We start from the raw sequence: 24476 nt of genomic DNA, 5'->3' as shown, positions 1-24476 counted from the left end.
GAACACCTGTCCTTTGGAGTTGATGCTATGCGTAAGTCCGTTTTACTGGTTGCCTGCTTTACCACCCTGTCGTTGCTGCTGGGTGGCTGCGCCTCGAGTCTGACCGGCGACTCGTACTCCCGTGACGAAGCGCGTCGTGTACAGACCGTGCGCATGGGTACCATTGAATCCCTGCGTCCGGTGAAAATCGAAGGTACCAAGACCCCAATCGGCGGCGCGGCTGGCGCCGTCATCGGCGGCGTTGGCGGCAGCGCCATTGGCGGCGGCCGTGGCAGCATCGTGACCGCCGTAATCGGTGCCGTCGCTGGCGGCCTGCTGGGCTCGGCCACCGAAGAAGGCCTGACCCGCACCCAGGGTGTGGAAATCACCGTCCGCGAAGACGACGGCAGCATGCGTGCCTACGTGCAGGCCGTGCAGGAGAATGAAATCTTCCGCATCGGCGACCGCGTACGCATCATGACCGTCGATGGTACCAGCCGCGTTACTCGCTAAACGTCGGCGTTGGAAACACAAAACCCCAACCGGGTGACCGGTTGGGGTTTTTGGTTTTAGGGGCGGGCGTCTAGCCGGTGGCGGGCGGGTTACATACAAAAACGCCGGCAATAAAAAACCGCCTTAGCAGGGCGGTTTTATTGCGGACCAGATTTTACGCTCGGCTCGCATACTCATAAGACGCGGCGACAGAATCCGAAGGGGTTGGGCTTCAGGTAAACATTTCTATGTCATCCATTGCGTCATTCACCGCAGCCGACAGAGACGGCGATCTGCGTCTTGCCTGTTCCAACGCCGGCGTGACCTTTGTCATATCTAATGCCCCGAATCGACGTGCGATGTGTCCAATAGCTACGATTGCTGCCGCTGAAATCTCGTCGTCAGGGTGTTCGATAAATTGGAGACAGGTATGTTCTGCCCAGTCGCCATTCGTTTCATCAAGCCCAATCGAAATCAATGCTTCCGTCACTTTGCTGACATCTGATGTTGCTAGATAGCGTACTGCTTCATCGTGTTCCAGTGATGGGTCGTGGTATCGCATTGTCATTTTGTATCTCCCAGGATTTTGCCTTTGCGGTTGGTTTTCCCAGCTCTGATCAAGGCGTTTTTCATTTCTTGTCGTAAGCCGCTCCAAGGTCTTACGTGGGCGTGATAGGCACCTTCAGCAGTACGATCTATCACTACAAACTCATTTGTATGCGGATCAATCGCTATACGTCGTCGCGAATTCGGCGGATTTACCTCTATCGATTCATTAAGCGAATCCAGCCCATTTTCAGGGCGTTTACTTTTAACTGAATTCCCCTTTTTGCTGTGATAGGGCGCGTCCTCATACTTCCAGCTAACGACGATATACAGCGGCCTGCCCCCTGAATCCGACGGAAATACCAGGATGAAATCCCTGTACTCAGGTGGATAAACCGGGTCGACAATTATATCGGCGGCTTGCTCGGTGGGCGGATATACCCATATGTGCGGCGTCGATGGCGCCGCTTCCAATGCAGGTATGCCGAGTGTACTGGCGGGGTCGGTAGCAGGCGTCCAGATCAGCTCAACCCCATCACCCAAGTCGGCAACGTAGTGCGCATGCCGTATCTGAAACTGCACCACATCGACCATTTCCCAGTCGTGGTTCTTTCCCGTATAGAAAGCGTATCCCTTGAGCGTACCGTCATCGCGTTGCTCGATATGCAAGCGTACCCGCGTACGCGCCCTGGCCATGGAGCGCAATTGATCTTCGCTGTAAAGCGCGCTGTCGCCGAGATTGGAGGGTCATACGAGTGCAACTATGCCTGCCAAAAAGGCGGTGCCCACCGTGCTGACACTCGCTGTGGCGACTGTGCCCACGCTGCCAGCCGTGGCGACGCCACCAAGCGATAGCCCTCCAAATCCTGCCGGCAGAGGACTGCCACCGATCATTCCCAATCTCAGCCGACCGGAACTGTCTGCTTCTATCCCACCCAGCAGTGCGTATTCGGCATAGTCTCTTAACCTATCAAGAGGCACATAACCGGTCGGTTCGTGATAATCGATGATTGCGTCCGGTAAATTGCAGGACTTAGCAAATACGCAACCTTCCTTAGGTACCTGAGGGGGTAGCGGCTTAACCAGAAAGCGTGCTTCTTCTGCTATCTGCCGGTCGATTACTTCCCTCTGAGCTTGTTGCTGGCTCACTGCCCGGCCCGCCAATTCGGCTTCGTTCATGGGCTCCAGACGTCGGTATCCACCGGTGCCAGTCCCGTAACATCGCCAAACTTGGTATACGTCCTTTTTGTTTGCCATTGTGCCCTCCTGGCTTGTTGTATAACGACGTCCGGCATAAAAGCCGGAAGACGACGTTAGGCCAAGTCAAGAAGGGGGGGATGTAGGGGGAGTCTGAGAAGGGTAGATATGTTGGGTGAACGGGGAAATCAGACGCCGGCTTGAAATGGCCGGCGCCTGCAAATAAGGTCAGATTTTCTTACGACTCGCCATCGCCGTCACCGCATAACCAATGAACGCCGCCAGAATCGATCCCGTCAAAATCCCCATCCGGTCTTCACCAGCAAACTCACTGGCACCCGGCACAAACGCCAGGGAGCCGACAAACAGGCTCATGGTGAAGCCAATGCCGCACAGGATCGCTACGCCAAACACCTGACCCCAGTTCGCGCCGCTGGGCAGGGTGGCGAGGCCAGCCTTGATGGCCAGCCAAGTGAGGCCGAACACGCCAACGGTCTTGCCGATCAACAGGCCGGCGGCGATACCCATCGGCACATGGTGGGTGAAGCTTTCCAGGCTGACACCGGTCAGGGACACGCCGGCGTTGGCGAAGGCGAACAACGGCAGGATGCCGTAGGCCACCCACGGGTGCAGGGCATGTTCCAGCGTCAGCAGCGGCGATGGCTCGGCGTTCTTGGTGCGCATCGGGATACAGAACGCCAGGGTCACACCAGCGAGTGTGGCGTGGACACCGCTCTTGAGTACGCACACCCACAGGATCAGCCCGATGATCAGGTATGGCCCGAGCTTGATCACACCCAGGCGGTTCATTGCGATCAAGGCAACCAGGCAGGCACCTGCGCCCGCCAAGGCAGCACCGGACAGGTCGGCGGAATAGAACACGGCGATCACGATGATCGCGCCCAGGTCGTCAATAATTGCCAGGGTCATCAGGAACAGCTTCAGCGACACCGGTACACGCTTGCCCAGCAGGGCCAGCACGCCCAGGGCGAAGGCAATGTCAGTGGCCATGGGAATCGCCCAGCCGGAAAGCGCGGCGGGGTAGTCCTTGTTGATTGCCCAGTAGATCAGCGCCGGCACCACCATGCCGCCGATGGCGGCTGCACCCGGCAGCACCACTTGCGAGGGCTTGGACAGGTGGCCGTCGAGCAACTCGCGCTTGACCTCCAGGCCAATCAGCAGAAAGAACAGGGCCATCAGGCCGTCGTTGATCCACAGCAGGGCCGGCTTGGCGATTTTCAATGCGCCGATCTGCGCCACCACCGGCACGTCAAGAAACGTGCTGTAGAGGTGCGACAAGGGTGAATTGTTGATAATCAGCGCCAAAGCGGCAGCGGCGATCAATAACAGACCGCTGGCGGCTTCCAGCTGGAAGAAACGGGTGAAAGTGCTACGCAGAGGCAAGGGATGCTCTCCAATCAAGGTTCAATAGGTGGGTACCCTAACCCGTACCGTTAGTTGTTAAAACAAAAGTTATATTCTTATTTGTTATAAGGGATGAGGGTGGGTGGCGTTGCGCCAAAGCCTAGCAATTGTGTGTCCAATTGAGTCTTCACTGTATCTGTGTGCAGTGTAGGAAACATCCTAAGATTGGGGCTGAAATCCTTAGAGAACTCTCTCATGAGCGACCACCGTCCCTGGGCCCGCGAAGCCATTCGCATCATTGAAGCGGACTTCCAGCGCAGCGCTGACACCCATCTGATCCCCTTGCCGTTGCCGGGTTTGCCGGGTATCGAGTTGTATTTCAAGGACGAGTCCAGCCACCCCACCGGCAGCCTCAAGCACCGGTTGGCCCGCTCGCTATTCCTCTACGCGCTGTGCAATGGCTGGCTCAAGCCGGGTGCGCCGGTGATCGAAGCGTCCAGCGGCTCGACGGCCATTTCCGAGGCCTACTTTGCGCGTTTGCTGGGTTTACCGTTTATTGCGGTGATGCCAGCCACCACCTCCCAGGAAAAAATCGCACAGATCGCTTTCTATGGCGGTCACAGCCACCTGGTACAGGATCCGACGCAGATTTACGCCGAATCCGAGCGCCTGGCGCGGGAAAGCGGCGGTCACTTCATGGATCAGTTCACCTACGCCGAGCGTGCCACCGACTGGCGGGCGAACAACAACATTGCCGAGTCGATCTTCCAGCAAATGCGCTTCGAGCAACATCCGGAGCCGAGCTGGCTGATCTCCAGCCCTGGCACCGGCGGCACCACCGCGACCCTTGGTCGTTATGTGCGCTACCGCCAGCATTGCACCCGCGTGTTATGTGCCGATGCCGAGCGTTCGGTGTTTTTCGATTTCTATCAGAGTGGCGACGCGAGCTTGCGCCTGGACTGCGGTTCGCGCATCGAAGGCATTGGCCGGCCACGGGTCGAAGCGTCGTTCTTGCCCAAGGTGATTGATGCCATGGTCAAAGTGCCGGATGCACTCTCGCTGGCGGCCATGCATTACCTCGCCGAGCGGCTCGGGCGACGGGTCGGCGGTTCCAGCGGGACCAACCTGATTGGCGCCCTGGTAGCGGCGCAGCAAATGAAAGCAGCGGGGGAGTCGGGCTCGATCGTGGCGATCTTGTGTGATGGGGGAGAGCGGTATGCCACGACCTATTACGATGCGGCCTGGTTGGTGGGGCAGGGGTATGCGTTGGATGGATTGATTGCGGCCGTTGCCGCCAGTGTCGAGCGGGGCGAGGCGTTGCCGGACAGCATCCTGCGCGCCAACATCTAACCTGTAGCGCCCGGCAAGCCGGGCTTCTACAGGGGCCTGTGTCAGGCTTCGAGGCCCAACATATCCCGCGCCAACGCCTCGGCAATCCGAATCCCGTCCACACCGGCGGACAGAATCCCACCGGCATAACCCGCGCCTTCACCGGCCGGGAACAGGCCTTTCACGTTCAAGCTTTGCATCGATTCGTTACGGGTAATCCGCAGCGGCGATGAGGTGCGCGTCTCGATACCGGTCAACACGGCGTCGTGCAGCGAGTAGCCCTTGATCTGCTTCTCGAAGGCCGGCAGGGCTTCACGGATCGCTTCGATGGCGAAGTCCGGCAAGGCCAGGGCCAGGTCGCCCAGGGACACGCCTGGCTTGTAGGAGGGTTCCACACTGCCGATGGCCGTGGACGGCTTGCCTGCGATGAAATCACCCACCAACTGCGCCGGCGCCTCGTAGTTGCTGCCACCGAGGATATAGGCGTGGGATTCCAGGCGTTCCTGCAATTCGATACCGGCCAGCGGGCCACCGGGGTAGTCCACCTCGGGGGTGATGCCGACCACGATGCCGGAGTTGGCATTGCGCTCGTTACGCGAGTACTGGCTCATGCCATTGGTGACCACGCGATTGGGCTCGGAGGTCGCCGCTACCACGGTGCCGCCTGGGCACATGCAGAAGCTGTAGACCGAACGGCCGTTCTTGGCGTGGTGCACCAGCTTGTAGTCGGCGGCGCCGAGTTTCGGGTGCCCGGCGTATTTGCCCAGGCGCGCGGCATCGATCAGTGATTGCGGGTGTTCGATACGGAAACCCACCGAGAACGGCTTGGCTTCCATGTACACGCCACGGTCGTGGAGCATGCGGAAGGTGTCGCGGGCACTGTGGCCCAGCGCCAGGATCACGTGCTTGGAGAGGATCTGCTCGCCGCCATCGACAACCACGCCGTTCAACTGGCCGTCTTCGATCAATACGTCGGTCACCCGTTGCTCGAAGCGCACTTCACCGCCCAGGGCGATGATCTGCTCGCGCATGTTTTCCACCACGCCAGTCAGGCGGAACGTACCGATGTGCGGCTTGCTGACGTAGAGGATTTCTTCCGGCGCACCGGCCTTGACGAATTCGTGCAGGACTTTGCGGCCGTGGAATTTCGGGTCCTTGATCTGGCTGTACAGCTTGCCGTCGGAAAAGGTCCCGGCGCCGCCTTCACCGAACTGCACGTTGGACTCAGGGTTGAGCACGCTTTTGCGCCACAGGCCCCAGGTGTCCTTGGTGCGCTGGCGCACTTCCTTGCCGCGCTCGAGGATGATCGGCTTGAAGCCCATCTGCGCGAGCAACAACCCGGCAAAGATCCCGCAGGGGCCGAAGCCGACCACGATCGGGCGTTCTGTCAGGCCCTGTGGTGCCTGGCCCACGACTTTGTAGCTGACATCCGGCGCCGGGTTGACGTTGCGGTCATCGGCAAACTTGAGCAGCAGGGCGGCTTCGCCCTTGACGTTCAAGTCGATGGTGTAGATGAAGCACAGCTCCGAGGATTTCTTGCGCGCATCGTAGCTGCGTTTGAACAGGGTGAAATCGAGCAGGTCATCACCGGCGATGCCCAGGCGCTGCACGATGGCAGGCCGCAGGTCTTCTTCGGGATGGTCGATGGGCAGCTTGAGTTCGGTGATTCGTAACATGACGGGATCCGGTAGGCGGCGGGCAAAGAGGCCGGCTGTTTTGCAAACCGGCGATTATAAGCCCCAAAGACCGTTTCCCGTCATGTTAAAACAGCGCGAGGCCAAGTCAGTCGTCGCGGGAACCGCCAAACGCGGCGCAACCCCGTTGCACCTGGCCGTTGACGCGCAACTCGGCGGTCATGTGCTGCAGGCTGCCGCTGACCGGGTCGACGCAACGCTGCGGGGCCACCCACAGTTCGACATGCTGGTTGTTGGCTTCAGTCATCAGGTTGAAGCGACCGTCACCGATCTGCTCTTCCACATACGGCACCGCCAGGGGTGGCTGGCCTTCGCGCTCCAGCACCATGCCCTTGGCCGTGACGTTCATCGCCCAGGCCGGCTTGTGGCCGTTGGCGCGCAGGATCATGCGCTTGAAGTCCGGGTCGTCGCAGGCCGAGGTCGAGCGTTCGACACGATAGAGTTGCTGCAGGTCCACGCTGCCCTGGGTGCCCGTGGCAACCCCAGAGAACTGGCCGCGCAGGTCGGCGAACAGCGCGCCTTGCTGGCCGGCCAGGGAGGCCGCCTCCTGCAGGATGCTGGTGCCGCCGGTGTCGTTGACCACGTAGTTGCGTTTGTCATTGCACGGTTGGAACAGCAGTTTGCCACCGACCGCCGTGAGTTCGCCCTGCATGCGGGTCAGCCCGGCGAGAGACGGCTTGGCCGGCTCGCTTTCGAACATCTGGCAGGCGGCGAACAGGGGGAGCAAGGCAAACAAGGCAAGGGTATGGGCGGCACGCATTATCGGTCTCCAGACAAGTGCCGCCACGTTACGCAGGCCGGCGCTGCATCACAACCCCGCTCGCCAGCTTCAGTCTATTCTGACAGCCCAACCTGTTCAGCCAACGATAAACGTCTGACCGGTTTGCAGGCCTTCCACGCTTTTGGCGTAGGCCAACGCCACGTCAGCACCGGGAGCCGGCTTGTAGCCACGGAAGTAGGGTGCATAGCTGTCCATGGCTTCCAACAGGACCGTCGGGCTCACGGCGTTGACGCGCAGCCCGCGTGGCAATTCGATCGCCGCCGCTTTCACAAAGGCATCAATGGCGCCGTTGACCAGCGCAGCCGAGGCGCCGGTGCGGATCGGGTCGCGGTTCAAAATGCCGCTGGTGAAGGTAAACGAGGCGCCGTCGTTGGCGTAGTCGCGGCCGATCAACAGCAGGTTGACCTGGCCCATCAGCTTGTCGCGCAGGCCCAGCTCGAAGTCGGATTCGCTCATCTCCGGCAAGGCCACGAAGTTGACGCTGCCCGCTGCACAGATCAACGCGTCGAACTTGCCGGTTTGTTCGAACAGTTTGCGGATCGACGCGCTGTCGCTGATATCCACCTGGAAGTCACCGCTGCTGCGGCCGATGCTGATCACCTCGTGACGCTGAGCCAGTTCCGCCTTGACCGCCGAGCCGACGGTGCCGCTGGCGCCAATCAATAGGATTTTCATGGTGCTGTTCCTCCAGGGGGTAAGTGAGGGTTCAGTCTAGAGTGGCTTTTCTGATGGATAAACGCGCTAATAGGCAACCTTTGGTTTTCAAATGGAAACAATCCATGAGCGAGATGGATGACTTGGCGGCGTTTGCCGTGCTGATCGAGGCGGGTAGTTTCACCGTGGCTGCCGAGCAACTGGGCTGCAGCAAAGGGCAGTTGTCCAAGCGTATCAGCCAGTTGGAGGCGCAGTTCGCGGTGGTGTTGCTGCACCGCACCACGCGCAAACTCAGCCTGACCGCCGCGGGTGCGGCGTTGCTGCCCCAGGCCCAGGCATTGGTGGTGCAGGTGGATCGCGCCCGTCAGGCATTGGCCAGGCTCAAGGATGATCTGGCGGGGCCGGTGCGCATGACCGTTCCGGTGTCGCTGGGCGAAACCTTCTTCGACGGCTTGCTGCTGGAGTTTTCCAAGCAATACCCCCAGGTGCAGATTGAGCTTGAACTCAACAACAGCTACCGGGACCTGGCGCGGGATGGGTTTGACCTGGGGGTGCGCTCAGGCGCGATCGAAAACGAGCGACTGGTGGCTAAGCCGTTGCTGGCCTGGCATGAGATGACTTGCGCCAGCCCGGCTTACCTTGAGCAGCATGGTGAACCCCAGACGCCGGCCGACCTGGCCGGGCATACCTGTTTGCTTAACAGCCACTACAGTGGCCGCGAGGAGTGGCTGTACCACCAGCAGCATGAATTGCTGCGGGTGCGGGTCAGCGGCACGTTTGCGTCCAACCACTACAACCTGTTGAAAAAGGCCGCGTTGGTGGGCGCCGGTATCGCGCGCCTGCCGTCCTACGTGCTGCCGGCGGAATTGGCTGACGGCCGTTTGCGCTGGCTCCTGCGTGACTATCAGACGCGGAGCATGCCGATGTACCTGGTGCATCCCTATCAGGGCGGCCTGCCGCGTCGCACCCAAGTGTTAGCCGACTACTTGGTGGATTGGTTCAAGCGCAGCGGCGAGGCACTGGATCGGCTTTAGGCGTAGCGACGGGCGATCAAGTGATCGATGGACAGGCGTCCTGGCCCTTTGGCCACCAGCAGCAACAGCAGCGCAATCCAAGTGCCATGGGTCGGGTAGGCGTCCGGGTAGACGAACAGCTGAATCACCAGGGTCATGCCGATCAGGGCCAAGGCCGAAAAGCGCGTGGCGAAGCCCACGAGGATTAGCACCGGGAAAAAATGCTCGGCAAACGCAGCCATATGCGCCGCCACTTCCGGCGACAACAACGGCACGTGGTACTCGCTGCGAAACAGGGGCAATGTCGAGGCTGCCAGTTTCGGCTCGCCGAATTGGAAGGTGCCGCTGATCAAATCAACGGCAAAGCCTTCAACTTTGGTTTGCCCGGATTTCCAGAACACGGCGGCAATGGAAAAGCGCGCGACAGAGGCGATCAGGCTGTAGGGGATTTGTTCGAAAAGCGCGATGAGCCGTTTGATCAGGCACGAGGGGCGGGTGTTCATGGCGATACCTTTTGTTCCAGGTGCAAATGAGTGAGGGTGTTGTGGCTGATCAGCAGGGTCAGGCATTGGTGCAGGTCAAATTCGGCGGATGATTCAAGCGCATGCTCCACGGCTGTTCCCAATGCGTTGCCATGCGCCAGGCTGTTGATGAACGCCACTGAGCCAGGGTCGATGGCAAATACCTTGACCTCCAGCCCCTGGCGAAGCACCAGCGCCCCCTGGGGATGCCAGGGGTTCAGCGTGGCCAGGCCGCCTTCGGTCTGGTGCGCGGCCCACACTGCCACCACTGCGTAGGGCGAATTGAGCGTGGCCAGCGACGGATGCAGGTGCAGGCGCAGGGTGCCCAGGTCGGCTTGACCCTGCAGCGTCAGGAGCACGGCCTGCTGATCCAGTGCCTGGCAATCGGCGGCGTGATAGGCACGGACGCGCAAGCGCTCCAGCCGGGCGATGTCCGCCAGGTAGGGCACGCTTTGCGCGGGTTCAAAGCCTTGGATGAACTCGGCGAGCGCGCCGCCGTACTCACTCATCACCGGGCTGGTAGGCGGGTGCGCCTGCACATACAGACTGGCCATGGCGCGGAAAAACGCCTCGCCCACCAGTTGCAGTGTGACCGGGTAAGCCGCCGCCAATGCGTTGATCAACGAGCTGTGCACATTGTTGCGATACACCGCGAAACGGCTGGCCGGGTCGGCACCATTGCTGCTGAACAGGCCATCGGGGCAGGCTTGTTCCGGTGCCAGCAAGGCTGCAGAAAAGTCGTCGTGAAGGCTCATGGGCTCACCTGCGCCAGCTGCCTGTCGGCCTGTTGAGCCTCGGCCAGCAGTACGCTGAATGCCGGCAGGTGGTTGTCACGTTCGATCAGGGTTGGCATAGGGCCGACTTGAGCCAGTACTTTTTCGTACAGCTGCCACACGGCGTTATCAATCGGCGCACCGTGGTCGTCGATCAGCAAGCGATCACCGAGGTTGTCAGTGTCTTCAGCAAATCCAGCCAGGTGGATCTCACCGACAGCGTGCAACGGCAGGCCGTCGAGGTAGGACTCTGGATCGCGCTGATGGTTGGTGCAGGACACGTAGACGTTGTTCACGTCCAACAACAAGCCGCAGCCGGTACGACGGATGATTTCGCTGATGAAATCCGTCTCGTCCAGGGTGGAGCGCTGGAATTGCAGGTAGGTCGACGGATTCTCCAGCAGCATCGGCCGCTTGAGGGTGCTCTGTACCTGGTCGATGTGTTCGCATACCCGTTGCAAGGTGGCGCTGTCGTAGGCCAGGGGTAGCAGGTCATTGAGGAACACCGGGCCGTGGCTCGACCAGGCCAGGTGTTCGGAAAAAGAGTGGGGTTGATAGCGTTCGATCAGCGTGGCCAACCGCGCCAGGTGCTCCGTATCCAGCCGGCCTTCGCCGCCAATGGACAGGCCCACGCCGTGCAATGACAGCGGGTACTGTTCGCGGATCAACCCCAGGTAATGATGAAACGGGCCGCCGGCCACCATGTAGTTTTCGGCGTGCACTTCAAAAAAACCGATAGCGGGCGAGGTCTCGAGCACTTCAACGAAGTGCTCATGCTTGAGCCCCAGCCCGGCCCGGCGCGGGAGGCCGGGCGCCTGAGCCTGGGAGATGGCTTGCAGGGATGAAAGAGTCATCATCAGTACTCAGGTTTTGCGAGGGATCAGGACTTGGCGGTGAAGGCAGCTTCCTGGCCGAAGCCGGTCGGCGAGGTGGAGCTTGGGGTCTTGAGGCAGGTGCCGGCGGGGACCAGTTTCCAGGCGTTGGCCTGGTCTTTGGTTTTCGAGGTACCGGCGCAGGAAGTGCCGGCGCCCGCGGCGCAATCGTTCTTGCCGGCTTCGGCGACGCCGAAACATTTCTGCATGTCGTCGGCAGCGTGGGCGGTGGTGGTCAGGGCGGACAGGCTCAAGGCGGAACCAAGGGCCAGGACGAGGGTAGCGGCGGACAGTTTGGTAGTCATGGTGCATCTCCAGCAGTGGGTTGAGTTGGCGGGCTTGAATGCCTGCTTGTACCACTAGAGAGGGGGGGATGGAATTTGTTACACCGGCTTCAAAAAAATTAAAAATTTCGCTTCACGCAAAACAAATGTGGGAGCGGGCTTGCTCGCGAATACGGTGGATCAGTCAACGATGCAGTGACTGACATACCGTATTCGCGAGCAAGCCCGCTCCCACATTGTTCAAGCCGGTTCCTTCAGCAATAAAACCTTAGCCGCCCAAATATGCCTCACGCACCTTCGGATCGGTCAGCAACTGCTCGCCAGTCCCTTGCATCACCACCCGGCCGTTTTCCAGCACATAGGCGCGGTCAGCAATCTTCAAGGCCTGGTTGGCGTTCTGCTCAACGAGGAACACCGTCACACCGTCCTTTCGCAGCTGTTCGATGATGTCGAAGATCTGCTGGATGATGATCGGCGCCAGGCCCAGTGAAGGTTCGTCCAGCAGCAACAACTTGGGCTTGCTCATCAGCGCCCGGCCGATGGCGAGCATTTGCTGCTCGCCGCCGGACATGGTGCCGCCGCGCTGGCTGAAGCGCTCCTTGAGCCGAGGGAACAGGTGCAGCACCTTGTCCATCTGCTCCTGGTAGTCGCCCTTGTCGGTGAAGAACCCACCCATGGCCAGGTTCTCTTCCACGGTCAGGCGTGAGAACACACGACGGCCTTCCGGCACCACCGCGATGCTCTTGCGCATGATCTGCGACGACTGCTGGCCCACCAGTTCTTCACCCATGTAGCGGATGCTACCGCTGTGGGCCTGGGGCGAACCGCACAGGGTCATCAGCAAGGTCGATTTGCCGGCACCGTTGGCGCCGATCAGCGTGACGATTTCGCCCTGGCGCACTTCCACGTTGACGCTGTGCAGGGCCTGGATCTTGCCGTAGAAAGTGGAAACGTTTTCGAATTGCAGCATTTTACGCTTCCCCCAAATAGGCTTTGATCACTTCAGGATTGTCGCGGATCTGCTCCGGTGTCCCGTCGGCCAAAGGCGTGCCCTGGTTGATCACCACGATGTGGTCGGAAATGCTCATGACCAGTTTCATGTCGTGTTCGATCAACAGCACGGTGGCGTTGTTTTCTTCACGCAACACGCTGATCAGCGCCTTGAGGTCTTCGGTTTCCTTGGGGTTCAGGCCGGCGGCCGGTTCGTCGAGCATGAGGATCCGCGGGCGGGTCATCATGCAGCGGGCGATTTCCAGGCGACGTTGCTGACCATACGCCAGGGTGCCGGCAGGGCGGTTGGCAAACTCGGTGAGGTTGACCTTGTCCAGCCAGTACGCCGCGTACTCCATGGCCTCGCGCTCGCTTTTGCGGAACGCGGGGGTCTTGAACAGGCCGGCGAAGAAGTTGGTGTTCAAGTGACGGTGCTGCGCGATCAGCAGGTTCTCGACCGCCGTCATGTCCTTGAACAGCCGCACGTTCTGGAAGGTCCGCACCACGCCCTTGCGGGCGATTTCGTGACCGGCCAGGCCCTGGATCGGCTGGCCGTCCAGCAGGATGCTGCCACCGCTCGGCTTGTAGAAACCGGTGAGGCAGTTGAACACCGTGGTCTTGCCGGCGCCGTTCGGGCCGATCAGTGCCACAACCTGTTTTTCTTTCACGGTCAGGGCCACGCCGTTGACCGCCAGCAAGCCGCCGAAGCGCATGCTCAGATTTTCGACTTTCAGGATCTCGCGGCTCATTTGCGCAGCTCCATGTGTGGACGTTGCATGGGCAGCAGGCCTTGCGGGCGCCAGATCATCATCAGCACCATCATGGCGCCGAACATCAACATGCGGTATTCGCTGAACTCACGCATCATTTCCGGCAGCAGGATCATCACGATCGCGGCCAGGATCACGCCCAGTTGCGAGCCCATGCCACCCAATACGACGATGGCGAGGATGATCGCCGACTCGATGAAGGTGAACGACTCCGGCGTTACCAGGCCTTGGCGAGCGGCGAAGAAACTGCCGGCGAAACCGGCAAAGGTTGCCCCGAGGGTGAAGGCCGAAAGCTTGATGACTGTCGGGTTCATGCCGAGTGCACGGCAGGCGATTTCATCTTCACGCAGCGCTTCCCATGCACGGCCGATCGGCATGCGCAGCAGGCGGTTGATCACGAACAGTGCAGCCAGTGCCAGCAGCAGCGCCACCAGGTACAGGAACACCACTTTGCTCACCGGGTTGTAGTCGATCCCGAAGTACTCGTGAAAGGTCTGCATGCCTTCTGCGGCGCTACGGTCGAACGTCAGCCCGAAGAACGTCGGCTTGGGGATGCTGCTGATACCGTTGGGGCCGCCGGTGATATCCGTGAGGTTACGCAGGAACAGTCGGATGATTTCACCGAAGCCCAGGGTCACGATCGCCAGGTAGTCACCGCGCAGGCGCAGTACCGGGAAACCCAGCAGGAAGCCGAACGTTGCCGCCGCCATGCCCGCCAAGGGCAGGCAGATCCAGAAGCCCCAGCCCAGGTAGTGCGAGAGCAGCGCGTAGGTATAGGCACCTACGGCGTAGAAACCCACGTAACCCAGGTCGAGCAAGCCGGCCAGGCCGACCACGATGTTAAGGCCGAGGCCCAGCAACACGTAGATCAGGATCAGGGTGGCAATATCGACCGCGCCGCGCGAGCCGAAGAACGGCCAGATCAACGCGGCCACGATCAGGCCGATGATGATGTAGCGCTGGGTACGCGGCAGGGTCAGGAATTGGCTGACCTTAGGCGATACCAGTGGGCCACGGTTGCCCTTGAACAAGGCACCGACCTGCTGGGTGAACAGCACGCGCAGGAACATGAGCACCGAGCACAGGGCGATGATGGTCAGGGTCACGGGACCGGTGCCATGCACTTCCAGGTTGATGCCGACAATGCTCAGCTTGAGGCCGAGTACGGGGAACGCAACCGCCCACACCAACAGCGCGCTGAAAAACGCCGATTTAAGATATCTGCTCATACTTTCTCAACCTCCGGACGGCCCAGGATGCCGGTCGGACGGAACAACAGCACCAGAACCAACAGGCCGAACGCCACGACGTCCTTGTACTGGTCGCCGAAGATATCGGCACCAAAGGCTTCAGCCACACCCAGCACCAGGCCACCGAGCATGGCGCCCGGGATACTGCCGATGCCGCCCAATACCGCTGCGGTAAAGGCCTTGAGGCCCACCAGGAAGCCGGCGTTGGGGTTGATCACGCCGTACTGCATGCTCAGCAGCACCGCCGCGACGGCTGCCAGTGCGGCACCGATCACGAAGGTCAGGGCGATGATGTTGTTGGTGTTGATGCCCAGCAGGTTGGCCATCTTGATGTCTTCGGCGCAGGCCCGGCAGGCGCGCCCCAGACGGGAACGGGAGATGAACAGGGTCAGGCCCAGCATCGCCACCAGGGTGACGACGAAAACCAGGATCTGCATGTAGGAAATCAGGACCTCCTCCGCACCGCCCGGGCCGAAGGAGAAGCTCCCCGGGATCAGGTTGGGGATGGATTTATCCTTGGAGTCCTGGGACAGCAATACGGTGTTCTGCAGGAAAATCGACATGCCGATCGCGGAAATCAGCGGGATCAAACGGTTGCTGCCACGCAAGGGACGGTAGGCAACCCGCTCGATACTGTAGCCATAGGCACTGGTCACGACGATCGACGCAAGGAACGCAGCGGTCATCAACAGCGGCAGGGAGTGGATACCCATCATGGCCAACCCGGCAAGGGCGATAAAGGCCACGTAGGAACCAATCATGTACACCTCGCCATGGGCGAAGTTAATCATTCCAATGATGCCGTAAACCATTGTGTAGCCAATGGCTATCAAGGCATAGGTGCTGCCAATGGTCAGGCCATTAACCAGCTGTTGGAAAAAATGATAGATCTCAGGCATTACAGCGCTCCTAAAAACCCGATACGCATTTCACTGGTGGAGTCATGTTCCGGCCCCGTGCTGTGTTCTGTGAGCACATTTGCACAAAGCGTTTGCCAGCGAACCGCTGGTGACGGTTTTAAGATTTTCAGGTGAGCCAGCGCCCGGATCGCGGGTGTCAGGCCCATAAACCTCGTAAAACAAAGCCCACTGCTCTCACAGTGGGCTTGTTGGACCAGTAACGCCTGGCTTACTGAGGGGAAACTTCGGTTTTTGGTTTACCGAAGTGCCATTCGTAGACCACGAATTTGAAGTCCTTCAGGTCGCCCTTGGCGTCGAAGCTCAGGTCGCCGGTAGGGGTCTTGAAGGTGCCCGCGTGGATGGCGGCTGCCACTTTTGCGGTGTCTTCGCTCTTCGCAGCGGTGATACCGCCGGCGATCACTTCAATGGCCGAGTAGGCTGGGAACACGAACGGACCGGTCGGGTCCTGCTTGTTCTTGGCGAACTCTTCAACGATGGCTTTGTTGGCCGGGTCGGTGTCGAAGGATTTAGGCAGGGTCACCAGCAGGCCTTCGGAAGCGCCCTGGGCGATTTGCGAGATGGAGTCGTTGCCCACGCCCTCTGGGCCCATGAACTTGGCGTTCAGGCCTTTTTCCTTGGCTTGGCGCAGGATCAGGCCCAGCTCAGGGTGGTAGCCGCCGTAGTAGACGAAGTCGACGTTGGCTTGCTTGAGCTTCTGGATGATCGAGGAGAAGTCTTTGTCGCCGGCGTTCAGGCCTTCGAAGACGGCAACCTTGGTGCCTTTTTTCTCGAGGGTCTGTTTAACGGCGGTGGCGATGCCTTCACCGTACTGCTGTTTGTCGTGCAGTACAGCGACGATTTTCGGCTTCACGTGGTCGGCGATGTAGTTGCCGGCTGCCGGGCCTTGGGCGCTGTCCAGGCCGATGGTACGGAAGATCAGCTTGTAGCCACGTGCGGTGATTTCCGGGCTGGTGGCAGCCGGGGTAATCATGATCACGCCTTCGTCTTCATAGATGTCGGAGGCGGGTTGAGTGGAGCTGGAGCACAGGTGGCCGACCACGAACTTGACGCCGTCGTTGACCACTTTGTTGGCGACGGCAACGGCTTGTTTAGGATCGCAAGCGTCGTCGTATTCCTTGGCTTCAAGCATTTTGCCGTCGACGCCGCCCTTGGCGTTGATGTCGGCGATGGCTTGCTTGGCACCCATGAATTGCATGTCGCCGTATTGCGTCACGGGACCGGTCTTGGGCCCTGCGATGCCGATCTTGATGGTGTCGGCTGCGAACGAATGGCCGGCAACCCCAGCCAGGACCATAGCGGCAAACAGTTTGGAAATCTGCTTAGTAGCCTTATTCATAGTGCTCCACTCTTACTGTTGTATTTTTTATAGTTCTAGCGGCCTTGTGAGCTGCAGAACCGGATCAGATATCTCGGATATCCCCCCGGCAGTGCCCTGGCAACTGTACCGGTACAGTGTAGAGCGCCGGTTGATCGCTTGAAAAGCTGGCTGCCGGGGGCAAAACCCGGGTGTGTCGCTTAAATGAAAGAAAAAGACAGAATTGCGGCGGGGTGATGCCAGAGTATCGGGCAATCCTTGGCTTTTCTGACACTTTCAATCGATGACTCATTTGCAACTGGGTTTTTCCGCAGGGGACACGACGTTATGATTGCGCCGATTTTTTCCCAAGGTGAACTCCCATGACGCAAGAACCTAGCACCCTCTATGCCAAGCTGCTCGGTGAAACCGCCGAAATTTCCTGGAAGGAGCTTGAGCCGTTCTTTGCCAGGGGTGCCCTATTGTGGGTCGACGCTGGCCTGGATTTGATCGAAGCGGCCGAGGGCATGGCCGAGGACAACCGCGACAAAGTCGCTGCCTGGCTGGCCGCAGGTAGCCTTGGCGAAGTGTCTGCGACGCGGGCGCTGGACCTGGTGGAGCGCGATCCGAGCTTGTGGGCGGTGGTGGTTTCGCCGTGGATTCTGATCCAGGAAAGGGCAGCGTAAGAAAGGCGCGCACGAAAAAGGTGCGTCTTTTTTGCCGCGATGAGTGTGTAGCGGAGTAACCGCTGAGGCGGTGATGGCATCTTGCCGTAGAGAAAGGTCACAGCCGAGGGTGACGTGCGCGTCACGGGAACAGTTTCCGCAGCGGCGCAATCGTCGGAAAATTGTCTCTCGGTGTGTTCACCTACCCCTGTAGGAGCCGGCTTGCCGGCGAAGAGGCCCTTTAAACCTGTCCTGTTCTTGAGGGCGTTATCGCCGGCAAGCCGGCTCCTACAGTAGGTAAGCCGATCAGCCGGTCTTGCCGGTATGGTTGTTCAGCGAGATCACCTTGGTCTTGCCGATGCGATGACGGTAAATCTCACGCAGGTACTTGATCGCCTTTTTCACGCAATCCCGTGACAGGCGAATGTCATTGATCGACACAAACTTTTCTTTGTCGTTGATCAGCTCGCGGTACTTCTTCTCATACATCGGCTTGATCGCGTACCAGTTGGTATCAAGGATCTTCGCCGGGTTCTCGAATTCGTTGAGCAACTCGTCGATACTGTCTTCGTCAAAGTCCTCGTGGATGATGAAGTCCAGGATCGAGTTGTCCAGGGTGTCGTCGAAACGGTACGGGTTGCGCGCAAAGCAGCGTTTGATAAACGCCACGATCAACGTGAGGAAGTCATCCGACAGGCACGGGCTTTTCGCGATCAGGGTGGTCAGGGACAGGTTGGCCGAGGCGCCGATCACCAGGGCGTAGCGCTTGAGGGTGGTGTTGGGGAACAGGCTGTTGAGGTGGGTCTTGAGCCGGTTCAGGTCCATGTAGGACAGCTTGTAGTCCTTGGGCAACGACACGATCGACACCACCGACGAGCAGTTCTTGAAGAAGTGCAGGTCATGCAGTGCGGCGGCGTCGTAGCCGGAGTTCTTGTACTGCTCCAGGGAGGCCTTGTAACGCTTGGATTCGATGGGCAGCAGGCTGATGCCTTCGATGGCCTGGGTGACCTTGTTGAAGTGCGGCAGGTCGATGGAGCGGAAGAACAGGTCGTCGATGTTCAGGCGTTGCGGTTCTTTCTCGAACACCTTGAACTTGTCACTCGACGGCGCCGGGGTTTCCGGGACCACGGACTCGGCATAGGCAATTGCCACAGGGCCGGCCAGGCTCATGAACAGGTCGTTGGCATCCAGGCGGATGGTTTCGCCGATGTCGATCCCGGCGCGGCGGAAGTAGTTCTGGTCGTAGTCGGTGGTCACGGCCTGGGCCGTGAGGATGTTGAAGATCTGCTGCGAGATGTACTGGTTGGCGTGTTTTTCCATGGCATTGACGTCAATGTTCTGGATATTGCCGTCATCGCTTTCTTCGGCATAACGCATGATGTCGTTGGAGATCAGCATCATCGCGTTCCACGGCCGGATACGCCCCTTCACGCTGGCTTCGCTGCTGTCTTCATTGGCGAAGTTGTACGAGAAGTCCCATTCTTCCGACAGGTATTTGCACAGCAGGCGCCCGGCGTTGATGTGCAGCGCCTCGGACATTTCGCTGCGGTGGTCGGAGATGTTCGGCAGCACGCAGATGCCGCTGGTGAAGATCGGTTCGAACACAAACGCGTGGCCGCTCTTGCTGTCGTGCTCGTCGGCGGGCTTGGTGTCGAACGTCTTGTTCATGTACGAGTGTTGCTGGGCCAGGCCGAATTCCGAGGCCATGCCCGAACCGGTACCGCCACCGGCGCTGAAGATCGAAAAGTACAGGCGTGACTGGTTGGCCTTGATGCCGCAGGAGTCGATCAGGTACGAGTGGATCATCTTCCAGTCGGGGCTGGAAAAACGCTGGGTATCTTTATTGAGAATGATCTTGGCCAGGTACTGGCCGAGGATCGGCGCGTTACCGGCGCCGCCGGCATGGACTTCCGACAGGTCCATGATTTTCATCTTGCTGTAGTCGCGCAGGAAGCCGCTTTTCTCGCCCTTGCGCGAGAAACGGATGCGCCCGGCGATGTCTTTGTCCAGGTCGCCCAGCATCACCAGCGGTTCCACCAGGAACACCGGTTTGCTGGCCTTGCCGCTGCCCAGGCGCAGGTTGTTGCGGATCCACTGGGCTGGGCTGTAGCCCTTGTCTTGCGACTTGTCTTCGTTGCTGAATTCGTTCAGGTAGAACTTGCGCGCGTTGTACACCAGTTCCGCCACATCCAGCGCGATGTTCGAACCGCAACGGCCCAGGCCGATCAGGCACACGGAGGGAAATTCCTGCTCGTTGCGCGGATCGTTGTCACCTTCCAAGTGCGGCGGGCGCGGGAACACCATGTCGCGCAGGCCGTCGAGGTTGTCGAGGATGCGGTCGGTATTGGTTTCGGTGAAGTACAGGTATTGCTGGGTGGCCAGCGGGCGGGCGGTGCTCAATGACTTTGAACCTGAGGGTTTGTCCGCAGGAGCTGGGAGCAACACGTCGGATACCACGGTGGCAGAGTTATTTTTAGAAGTCATTGTGCGCCATGTGCCTGGGCGGATGGCTGAAAATATCAAATGGCCATCACGGAATGGGAGTTCGCGACTTTACAGTGCGTCCTTGTCCTGGGCGAGTGGGTTTAACCCTAGCGTTTTCGGGGAAAACCTGGCCGGACTCTGATGAATCGGCCGTTTGTCGGCGTTCTTTAGGTGAATGATGGCGAAATGCCAAAGATTCGGCGTCAGCGAATTGGCCTGACGATGGATGTGGAACCGCCGAGTGTAGGAGAGGGGGCTTTAGGTGAGCTGTTGTCTTTGTTGCCTGCCTGGCTGTGCGGGTAAAGCGGGTTGCGCGTGTTGATGCCTTGCATGACCCCGATGATGTCGCTCGCCGGCACCGCCGGGCTCAGCAGGTAACCCTGGATGTAATCGCAGCCATGTTTGAGCAGCAGCTCGAATTGGGCTTGGGTTTCCACGCCTTCGGTGACCACCTGCAAGTGCAGGGTGTGGGCCATGCCGATAATCGCCTGGACGATCTCGATGTCGGCGGTGGATTTGGGAATGTCCTGGATAAACGAACGGTCGATCTTCAACGTGTTGAGTGGCAGGCGCTTGAGGTAGGCGAGGGACGAATAGCCGGTGCCGAAGTCGTCGATCGCCAGCGATACGCCCAGCGCACGGATTTGCCGCAGCAACGCCAGGGTGCTGCTGATATTGCCCATCAGCGCATTTTCAGTGACTTCCAGCTCCAGGCGGTTGGCGCCGATTCCGCTAAAGCGCAGCGCATCTTCGATTTCATCCGCCAGTTCATCACGGGCCAGGTTCAGGGCCGAGCAATTCACCGACATGGTCAGGTCGGTGTAGCCACGGTCAGACAGCAGGCTTAGGTCATGGCAGGCTTGGCGCAATACCCAGTGGTCCAATTCGGCAATCAGTCCGTTGCTCTCGGCGATGCCGATAAAGCGGTCTGGGGCCAGTAACCCATGCTGTGGGTGTTGCCAGCGCACCAAGGCTTCCAGCCGCGTGACCTTGCCCAGTTTCAGGTCGAAGATCGGTTGGTAAAACAGTACCAGCTGGTTGCGCGCGCGCAGGGCACCGCGCAGTTCCTCTTCAAGTTGCAGTTCGAGGAAGGCGCGGGTCTTCAGGTTGGAACTGAAGAAATTCAGGCTGTTGCGACCGGTATCCTTGGACTGGTACAGCGCCAGGTCGGCGGTTTTCAGCAGTTCTTCACAGGTCAGGCCGTCATCGGGGAACAGGCTGATGCCAATGCTGGTGGTCATCACCATGCGTCGGCCGGCCAGCTCGATGGGTTCTTTCATCTGCTGCATGATGCGTTGGGCCAGGTGCCGGGCTTCGTCGCGGTGGTGGATGCTGATCAGGATGCAGAACTCATCGCCGCCAAACCGTGCCACCACATCCGCGTGGCTGCGCACCGAGCCCTTGATATGCCCGGCCAGCACGGTGAGCAATTGGTCGCCGGCGTCATGCCCGAGGCTGTCGTTGATGCGCTTGAAGTGGTCAATATCGAGGAAGATCACCGCCATCATGCCGTGAGAGGCGGTTTTTTCGGCGAGTTTCTCCGCAAAGATCTGGTTGAAACCCCGGCGATTGAGCAGGCTGGTGAGGGCGTCGTAATGGGCGACCTGTTGCAATGAAGCGCGGGCCTGGTCGAGTTCGCTGAGCAGCGCATTGACCCGGCGCAGGTCGCGTTCCTTGTGCTGCAGCTTTTTGTCGGCCAGGGCGGCGCTGATGCTGCTGCCAATCACCAGCAACGTGATGACCGCCACCGACAGCCCAAGCTGGATCGGGTTGTTGTCCAACGGCAACGAGAGGTCAGCGCCAGTGGGGACGATCAACTGCATGGCGGCCATGCCGGTAAAATGCATGCTCAGGATTCCCGCGCCCAAGATCAGGCTCGCGGCATATTTGAGCAACTGATGGAATACGCCTGAGCCGGTGCGCAAGTAACTCGACAGCAACAACGCAGCCAGGCTGGCGCCCATGGCGATGCCCACCGAGGCCAGGAACAGTCCCGAATCGAAATACAGCTGGGCCTGGGAGCGCATGGCCGACATGCCCACGTAGTGCATCAACGCGATGCCGATCCCCATCCAGACCGACGCCAGCAAATACTGGTGAAAGCGCAGGGTGGGGTGACTGAGGGTTTGCATGGCGAACAGCGACGCGATCAAGGCGATCAGCAAGGACGCGAAGGTCATCAAGAGGTCGTAGTGAATCGCGATGGGCGCCTGGAAGGCCAGCATGCTGATGAAGTGGGTGGACCAGATCCCACCGGCCAGGCAGCCGGCACCCAGCCAGCGCCAGTGGCGACGCGCAGTAGGGTCCTCGACATGGCCGACACGCTCAGCCATGTCCAGCGTGCCGAAACCTGCCGCGCACGCAACCAGATACGCCAGCAGCACCAGGAACGGGTTATGACTGCAATTGAGAAGTAGGTGCCCGCTCTCCGGAAGCGCGGTGAAAAAGTGAAGACCCAGCCATTCCATAGCATGTCCCGTCATAGCGTCACGTCACTGCACAAGGCGATGACCTATTAAGACGAGTGTAGACGCGTAGGAGAATTCGCCAGTAAGTAATGGCACTTTGCTTCTCTACGATTTTGGCATGCCGTCCATAGCGTTTGATGCTAAGCGCTGATAGGCAGGTCCAGCTCGAACGGTGGTTCCAGCGGCGCCAGGCCAAACGCTGCCCGCGCGGCATCGCAATCGACGTTCTGCACGCCCTGGTACCACGAGGACTCGAATTCGCGGCACACACTTGAGCGTTGTTCGTAGATCGTGCAGCGAGTGCCTTGGCCCACTTCACCCTCAAGGCTGCAGCAGCGCGCGGGTTTCTGGTCGGTGCCGATCATTGCCACGCGGGTGTGATTGATCTGTACCACCAGGTCATCGGGCACCGTGCCCCCCGACGAGGCGCACTCTCCCCAGAAGAAAGACACACGAAAGTGTGAACAGCAGGCACCGCAATTCAGACACGGACTGGCTTCGGACATGGGCGTCATCGATAAGAAAAAGTAAGGGGGGATGCTACGGAAGGCTCGCCATTCTATCCGTGCCATGGCCATTGGGAAGGGGGGCGCGCACTTATATTTTTGTAGGCAAAGTCCCGTGCTCGCGGGTGAAATCATGCCCTATCAGCTTTACGAATCATTACAGACAACCGGGCCCTGCCTGACTATGTTGCAGGTACCGGGCAGGATGCATCGGGCATCGCAGCTCTCATAACAATAAAAGAGACGGACCCATGCAGAACTCGACCCAAGCGGCGAATGCCTGGCGCATTCTGTTCCTGCTGTTCCTCGCCAATCTGTTCAATTTCTTCGATCGCACCATTCCCGCGATTATCATCGAGCCAATCCGCATGGAATGGCACCTGAGCGACTTTCAGCTCGGCATCATCGGCACCGCCTTCACCATCGTCTATGCCATCGCCGGCCTGCCCCTCGGGCGCCTGGCCGATACCGGTTCGCGCAGCAAGCTCATGGGCTGGGGCCTGTTCGCCTGGAGCGGGCTGACGGCGGTCAACGGCATGGTCGGCAGTTTCTGGACGTTTTTGCTGGTGCGCATGGGCATTGGCATCGGCGAAGCGAGCTATGCGCCGGCCGCGAATTCGCTGATTGGCGACCTGTTCCCGGCGCACCGCCGCGCGCGGGCCATGGGGATCTTCATGCTGGGCCTGCCGTTGGGGCTGTTGCTGGCATTCTTCACCATCGGCTGGATGGTCAAGGCGTTCGACAGCTGGCGCGCACCGTTCTTTATCGCGGCGGTGCCGGGGCTGATCCTCGCGGTGTTCATGTTCTACATCAAGGAACCCAAGCGCGGTGCGGCAGAAACCGTGCAAGTCTCCCAGGAACGCGTCGACCGCCCGATCCGCCGCGTACTGGCGGTGCCGACCTTCTTGTGGCTGGTGCTGGCCGGGCTGTGCTTCAACTTCGCCACCTACGCGTGTAACTCGTTCCTGGTGCCGATGTTGCAGCGTTACTTCCTGATGCCGTTGCAAGAAGCAGCGGTCGCCACCGGGGTCATCGTGGGGATCACCGGCCTGGTTGGCCTGACCCTGGGTGGCTGGATCGCCGACAAGATCCACCAGCGTGTCGCCAACGGCCGGCTGTTGTTCGCCGCGTTCAGCCTGATCATCTCCACCGTGACCACAGCCTGGGCGTTGCACGCCGGGCGCATCGAGATCGGCGTATTCGTGGCGCTGTTCAGTGTGGGTTGGCTGTTCGCCTATAACTTCTACACTTGCGTGTACACGGCGATCCAGGACGTGGTCGAACCGCGCCTGCGGGCCACGGCCATGGCGCTGTTTTTTGCCGGGCTGTATTTACTGGGCGGCGGCATGGGGCCGATCGTTGTCGGGGGCCTGTCCGATCACTTTGCCCATTCGGCGATGTATGCGGCGGGGGCGGAGCAGATGACCGAGGCTTACAAGGCGGTGGGGTTGCATGACGCCATGTACCTGATTCCGGTGGCGTTGTTCCTGACCATGCTGTTTCTGTTCCAGGCGTCGCGCAGTTTTGTGCGCGATGCCAAGCGGATGAAGGATGGGTTGGGGGTGGTTGAGGTGCCGGCGTCCGCAGCGACGGCTTGAGACCGAGGTGCCCCCTAAAGGTCCCTCAAGG

Annotated in this window: 24 protein-coding genes; 5 read left to right on the top strand and 19 right to left on the bottom strand. The window is 59.9% G+C overall.

The window, feature by feature from the left end:
* The first annotated feature begins 27 nt into the window (after positions 1-27).
* Positions 28-492, top strand: coding sequence for an outer membrane lipoprotein (locus tag AC0IYN_RS03690; RefSeq protein ID WP_003189251.1), 465 nt, complete (start codon positions 28-30; stop codon positions 490-492).
* 211 nt (positions 493-703) lie between these two features.
* Here AC0IYN_RS03690 and AC0IYN_RS03685 read toward each other — a convergent pair whose 3' ends face one another.
* The 4 genes from AC0IYN_RS03685 to nhaA all read right to left on the bottom strand — a co-directional run bounded on the left by AC0IYN_RS03685 (position 704) and on the right by nhaA (position 3618).
* Positions 704-1039 carry a hypothetical protein gene (locus AC0IYN_RS03685; protein ID WP_406597762.1) on the bottom strand — a complete coding sequence of 112 codons (336 nt, stop codon included), beginning with the start codon at positions 1037-1039 and terminating at the stop codon, positions 704-706.
* Entirely contained in the window at positions 1036-1722 is a 687-nt protein-coding gene (locus tag AC0IYN_RS03680; protein WP_471840562.1) for an S-type pyocin domain-containing protein, read from the bottom strand. Before AC0IYN_RS03680 ends, AC0IYN_RS03685 begins: the two co-directional genes overlap by 4 nt.
* A 42-nt stretch (positions 1723-1764) precedes the next feature.
* The gene (locus tag AC0IYN_RS03675; RefSeq protein ID WP_406597764.1) at positions 1765-2196 is read right to left on the bottom strand and encodes a colicin E3; all 432 of its coding nucleotides are present in this window, start codon (positions 2194-2196) and stop codon (positions 1765-1767) included.
* Positions 2197-2442: 246 nt separating this feature from the next.
* Entirely contained in the window at positions 2443-3618 is a 1176-nt protein-coding gene (nhaA, locus tag AC0IYN_RS03670) for a Na+/H+ antiporter NhaA (RefSeq protein WP_406597765.1), read from the bottom strand.
* Between the two features lie 216 nt (positions 3619-3834).
* Between nhaA and AC0IYN_RS03665 the strand changes: the two genes are divergently transcribed.
* On the top strand, positions 3835-4929 hold the full coding sequence (locus tag AC0IYN_RS03665; RefSeq protein WP_471840559.1) for a PLP-dependent cysteine synthase family protein: 1095 nt from the start codon (positions 3835-3837) through the stop codon (positions 4927-4929).
* Positions 4930-4970: 41 nt separating this feature from the next.
* Here the strand turns inward: AC0IYN_RS03665 and AC0IYN_RS03660 are convergent, their stop codons facing one another.
* The 3 genes from AC0IYN_RS03660 to AC0IYN_RS03650 form a co-directional block, all read right to left on the bottom strand.
* Positions 4971-6584, bottom strand: coding sequence for an NAD(P)/FAD-dependent oxidoreductase (locus AC0IYN_RS03660; protein WP_457238999.1), 1614 nt, complete (start codon positions 6582-6584; stop codon positions 4971-4973).
* Between the two features lie 106 nt (positions 6585-6690).
* Complete coding sequence (locus tag AC0IYN_RS03655) at positions 6691-7362, bottom strand: COG3650 family protein (protein ID WP_099493761.1); 672 nt, start codon at positions 7360-7362, stop codon at positions 6691-6693.
* A 96-nt stretch (positions 7363-7458) separates the two neighbouring features.
* Positions 7459-8058 carry a short chain dehydrogenase gene (locus AC0IYN_RS03650; RefSeq protein ID WP_457239000.1) on the bottom strand — a complete coding sequence of 200 codons (600 nt, stop codon included), beginning with the start codon at positions 8056-8058 and terminating at the stop codon, positions 7459-7461.
* A gap of 104 nt (positions 8059-8162) precedes the next feature.
* On the opposite strand from AC0IYN_RS03650, the gene AC0IYN_RS03645 reads away from it, so the two are divergent.
* Positions 8163-9071, top strand: a complete 909-nt coding sequence (locus tag AC0IYN_RS03645) for a LysR family transcriptional regulator (RefSeq protein WP_406597769.1) — start codon at positions 8163-8165, stop codon at positions 9069-9071.
* Here AC0IYN_RS03645 and AC0IYN_RS03640 read toward each other — a convergent pair.
* The 9 genes from AC0IYN_RS03640 to AC0IYN_RS03600 form a co-directional block, all read right to left on the bottom strand.
* Entirely contained in the window at positions 9068-9553 is a 486-nt protein-coding gene (locus AC0IYN_RS03640; protein WP_457248579.1) for a DoxX family protein, read from the bottom strand. The two genes, AC0IYN_RS03645 and AC0IYN_RS03640, sit on opposite strands and share 4 nt — an antisense overlap.
* A complete protein-coding gene (locus AC0IYN_RS03635) occupies positions 9550-10326 on the bottom strand; it encodes an HvfC/BufC N-terminal domain-containing protein (RefSeq protein WP_471840554.1) in 777 nt (258 codons plus the stop codon). The genes AC0IYN_RS03640 and AC0IYN_RS03635 overlap by 4 nt, the downstream gene beginning before the upstream one ends.
* A complete protein-coding gene (bufB, locus tag AC0IYN_RS03630) occupies positions 10323-11201 on the bottom strand; it encodes an MNIO family bufferin maturase (RefSeq protein WP_406597772.1) in 879 nt (292 codons plus the stop codon). Before bufB ends, AC0IYN_RS03635 begins: the two co-directional genes overlap by 4 nt.
* A 23-nt stretch (positions 11202-11224) precedes the next feature.
* Complete coding sequence (locus tag AC0IYN_RS03625) at positions 11225-11521, bottom strand: BufA1 family periplasmic bufferin-type metallophore (protein ID WP_012722651.1); 297 nt, start codon at positions 11519-11521, stop codon at positions 11225-11227.
* A 247-nt stretch (positions 11522-11768) separates the two neighbouring features.
* Positions 11769-12470 carry an ABC transporter ATP-binding protein gene (locus AC0IYN_RS03620; protein ID WP_010212366.1) on the bottom strand — a complete coding sequence of 234 codons (702 nt, stop codon included), beginning with the start codon at positions 12468-12470 and terminating at the stop codon, positions 11769-11771.
* Between the two features lies 1 nt (position 12471).
* Positions 12472-13239 (bottom strand): high-affinity branched-chain amino acid ABC transporter ATP-binding protein LivG, encoded by a 768-nt coding sequence (livG, locus tag AC0IYN_RS03615; protein ID WP_005785832.1) that lies wholly within the window; start codon positions 13237-13239, stop codon positions 12472-12474.
* Positions 13236-14489: a high-affinity branched-chain amino acid ABC transporter permease LivM gene (locus tag AC0IYN_RS03610; protein ID WP_016975068.1), complete on the bottom strand. Its 1254-nt coding sequence runs from the start codon at positions 14487-14489 to the stop codon at positions 13236-13238. Before AC0IYN_RS03610 ends, livG begins: the two co-directional genes overlap by 4 nt.
* Entirely contained in the window at positions 14486-15409 is a 924-nt protein-coding gene (gene livH / locus AC0IYN_RS03605; RefSeq protein WP_003172375.1) for a high-affinity branched-chain amino acid ABC transporter permease LivH, read from the bottom strand. The genes AC0IYN_RS03610 and livH overlap by 4 nt, the downstream gene beginning before the upstream one ends.
* A 229-nt stretch (positions 15410-15638) precedes the next feature.
* Positions 15639-16766 (bottom strand): branched-chain amino acid ABC transporter substrate-binding protein, encoded by a 1128-nt coding sequence (locus AC0IYN_RS03600; protein ID WP_028619258.1) that lies wholly within the window; start codon positions 16764-16766, stop codon positions 15639-15641.
* Between the two features lie 341 nt (positions 16767-17107).
* On the opposite strand from AC0IYN_RS03600, the gene AC0IYN_RS03595 reads away from it, so the two are divergent.
* Positions 17108-17410, top strand: coding sequence for a DUF2288 domain-containing protein (locus AC0IYN_RS03595; RefSeq protein ID WP_471840549.1), 303 nt, complete (start codon positions 17108-17110; stop codon positions 17408-17410).
* A 285-nt stretch (positions 17411-17695) separates the two neighbouring features.
* On the opposite strand, the gene AC0IYN_RS03590 is transcribed toward AC0IYN_RS03595, so the two are convergent.
* The 3 genes from AC0IYN_RS03590 to AC0IYN_RS03580 form a co-directional block, all read right to left on the bottom strand.
* Entirely contained in the window at positions 17696-19873 is a 2178-nt protein-coding gene (locus AC0IYN_RS03590) for a hypothetical protein (RefSeq protein WP_471840547.1), read from the bottom strand.
* 203 nt (positions 19874-20076) lie between these two features.
* Complete coding sequence (locus tag AC0IYN_RS03585; RefSeq protein WP_406597774.1) at positions 20077-22341, bottom strand: putative bifunctional diguanylate cyclase/phosphodiesterase; 2265 nt, start codon at positions 22339-22341, stop codon at positions 20077-20079.
* Between the two features lie 140 nt (positions 22342-22481).
* Positions 22482-22847 carry a YkgJ family cysteine cluster protein gene (locus AC0IYN_RS03580; protein ID WP_406597775.1) on the bottom strand — a complete coding sequence of 122 codons (366 nt, stop codon included), beginning with the start codon at positions 22845-22847 and terminating at the stop codon, positions 22482-22484.
* 251 nt (positions 22848-23098) lie between these two features.
* Between AC0IYN_RS03580 and AC0IYN_RS03575 the strand changes: the two genes are divergently transcribed.
* Positions 23099-24445: a spinster family MFS transporter gene (locus AC0IYN_RS03575; RefSeq protein ID WP_406597776.1), complete on the top strand. Its 1347-nt coding sequence runs from the start codon at positions 23099-23101 to the stop codon at positions 24443-24445.
* Positions 24446-24476: the final 31 nt, after the last annotated feature.

The sequence above is a fragment of the Pseudomonas sp. AC112 genome (assembly GCF_979253545.1).
The sequence above is the reverse complement of the archived record's forward strand: the minus strand, read 5'-3'. Positions and strand labels throughout refer to the sequence as shown.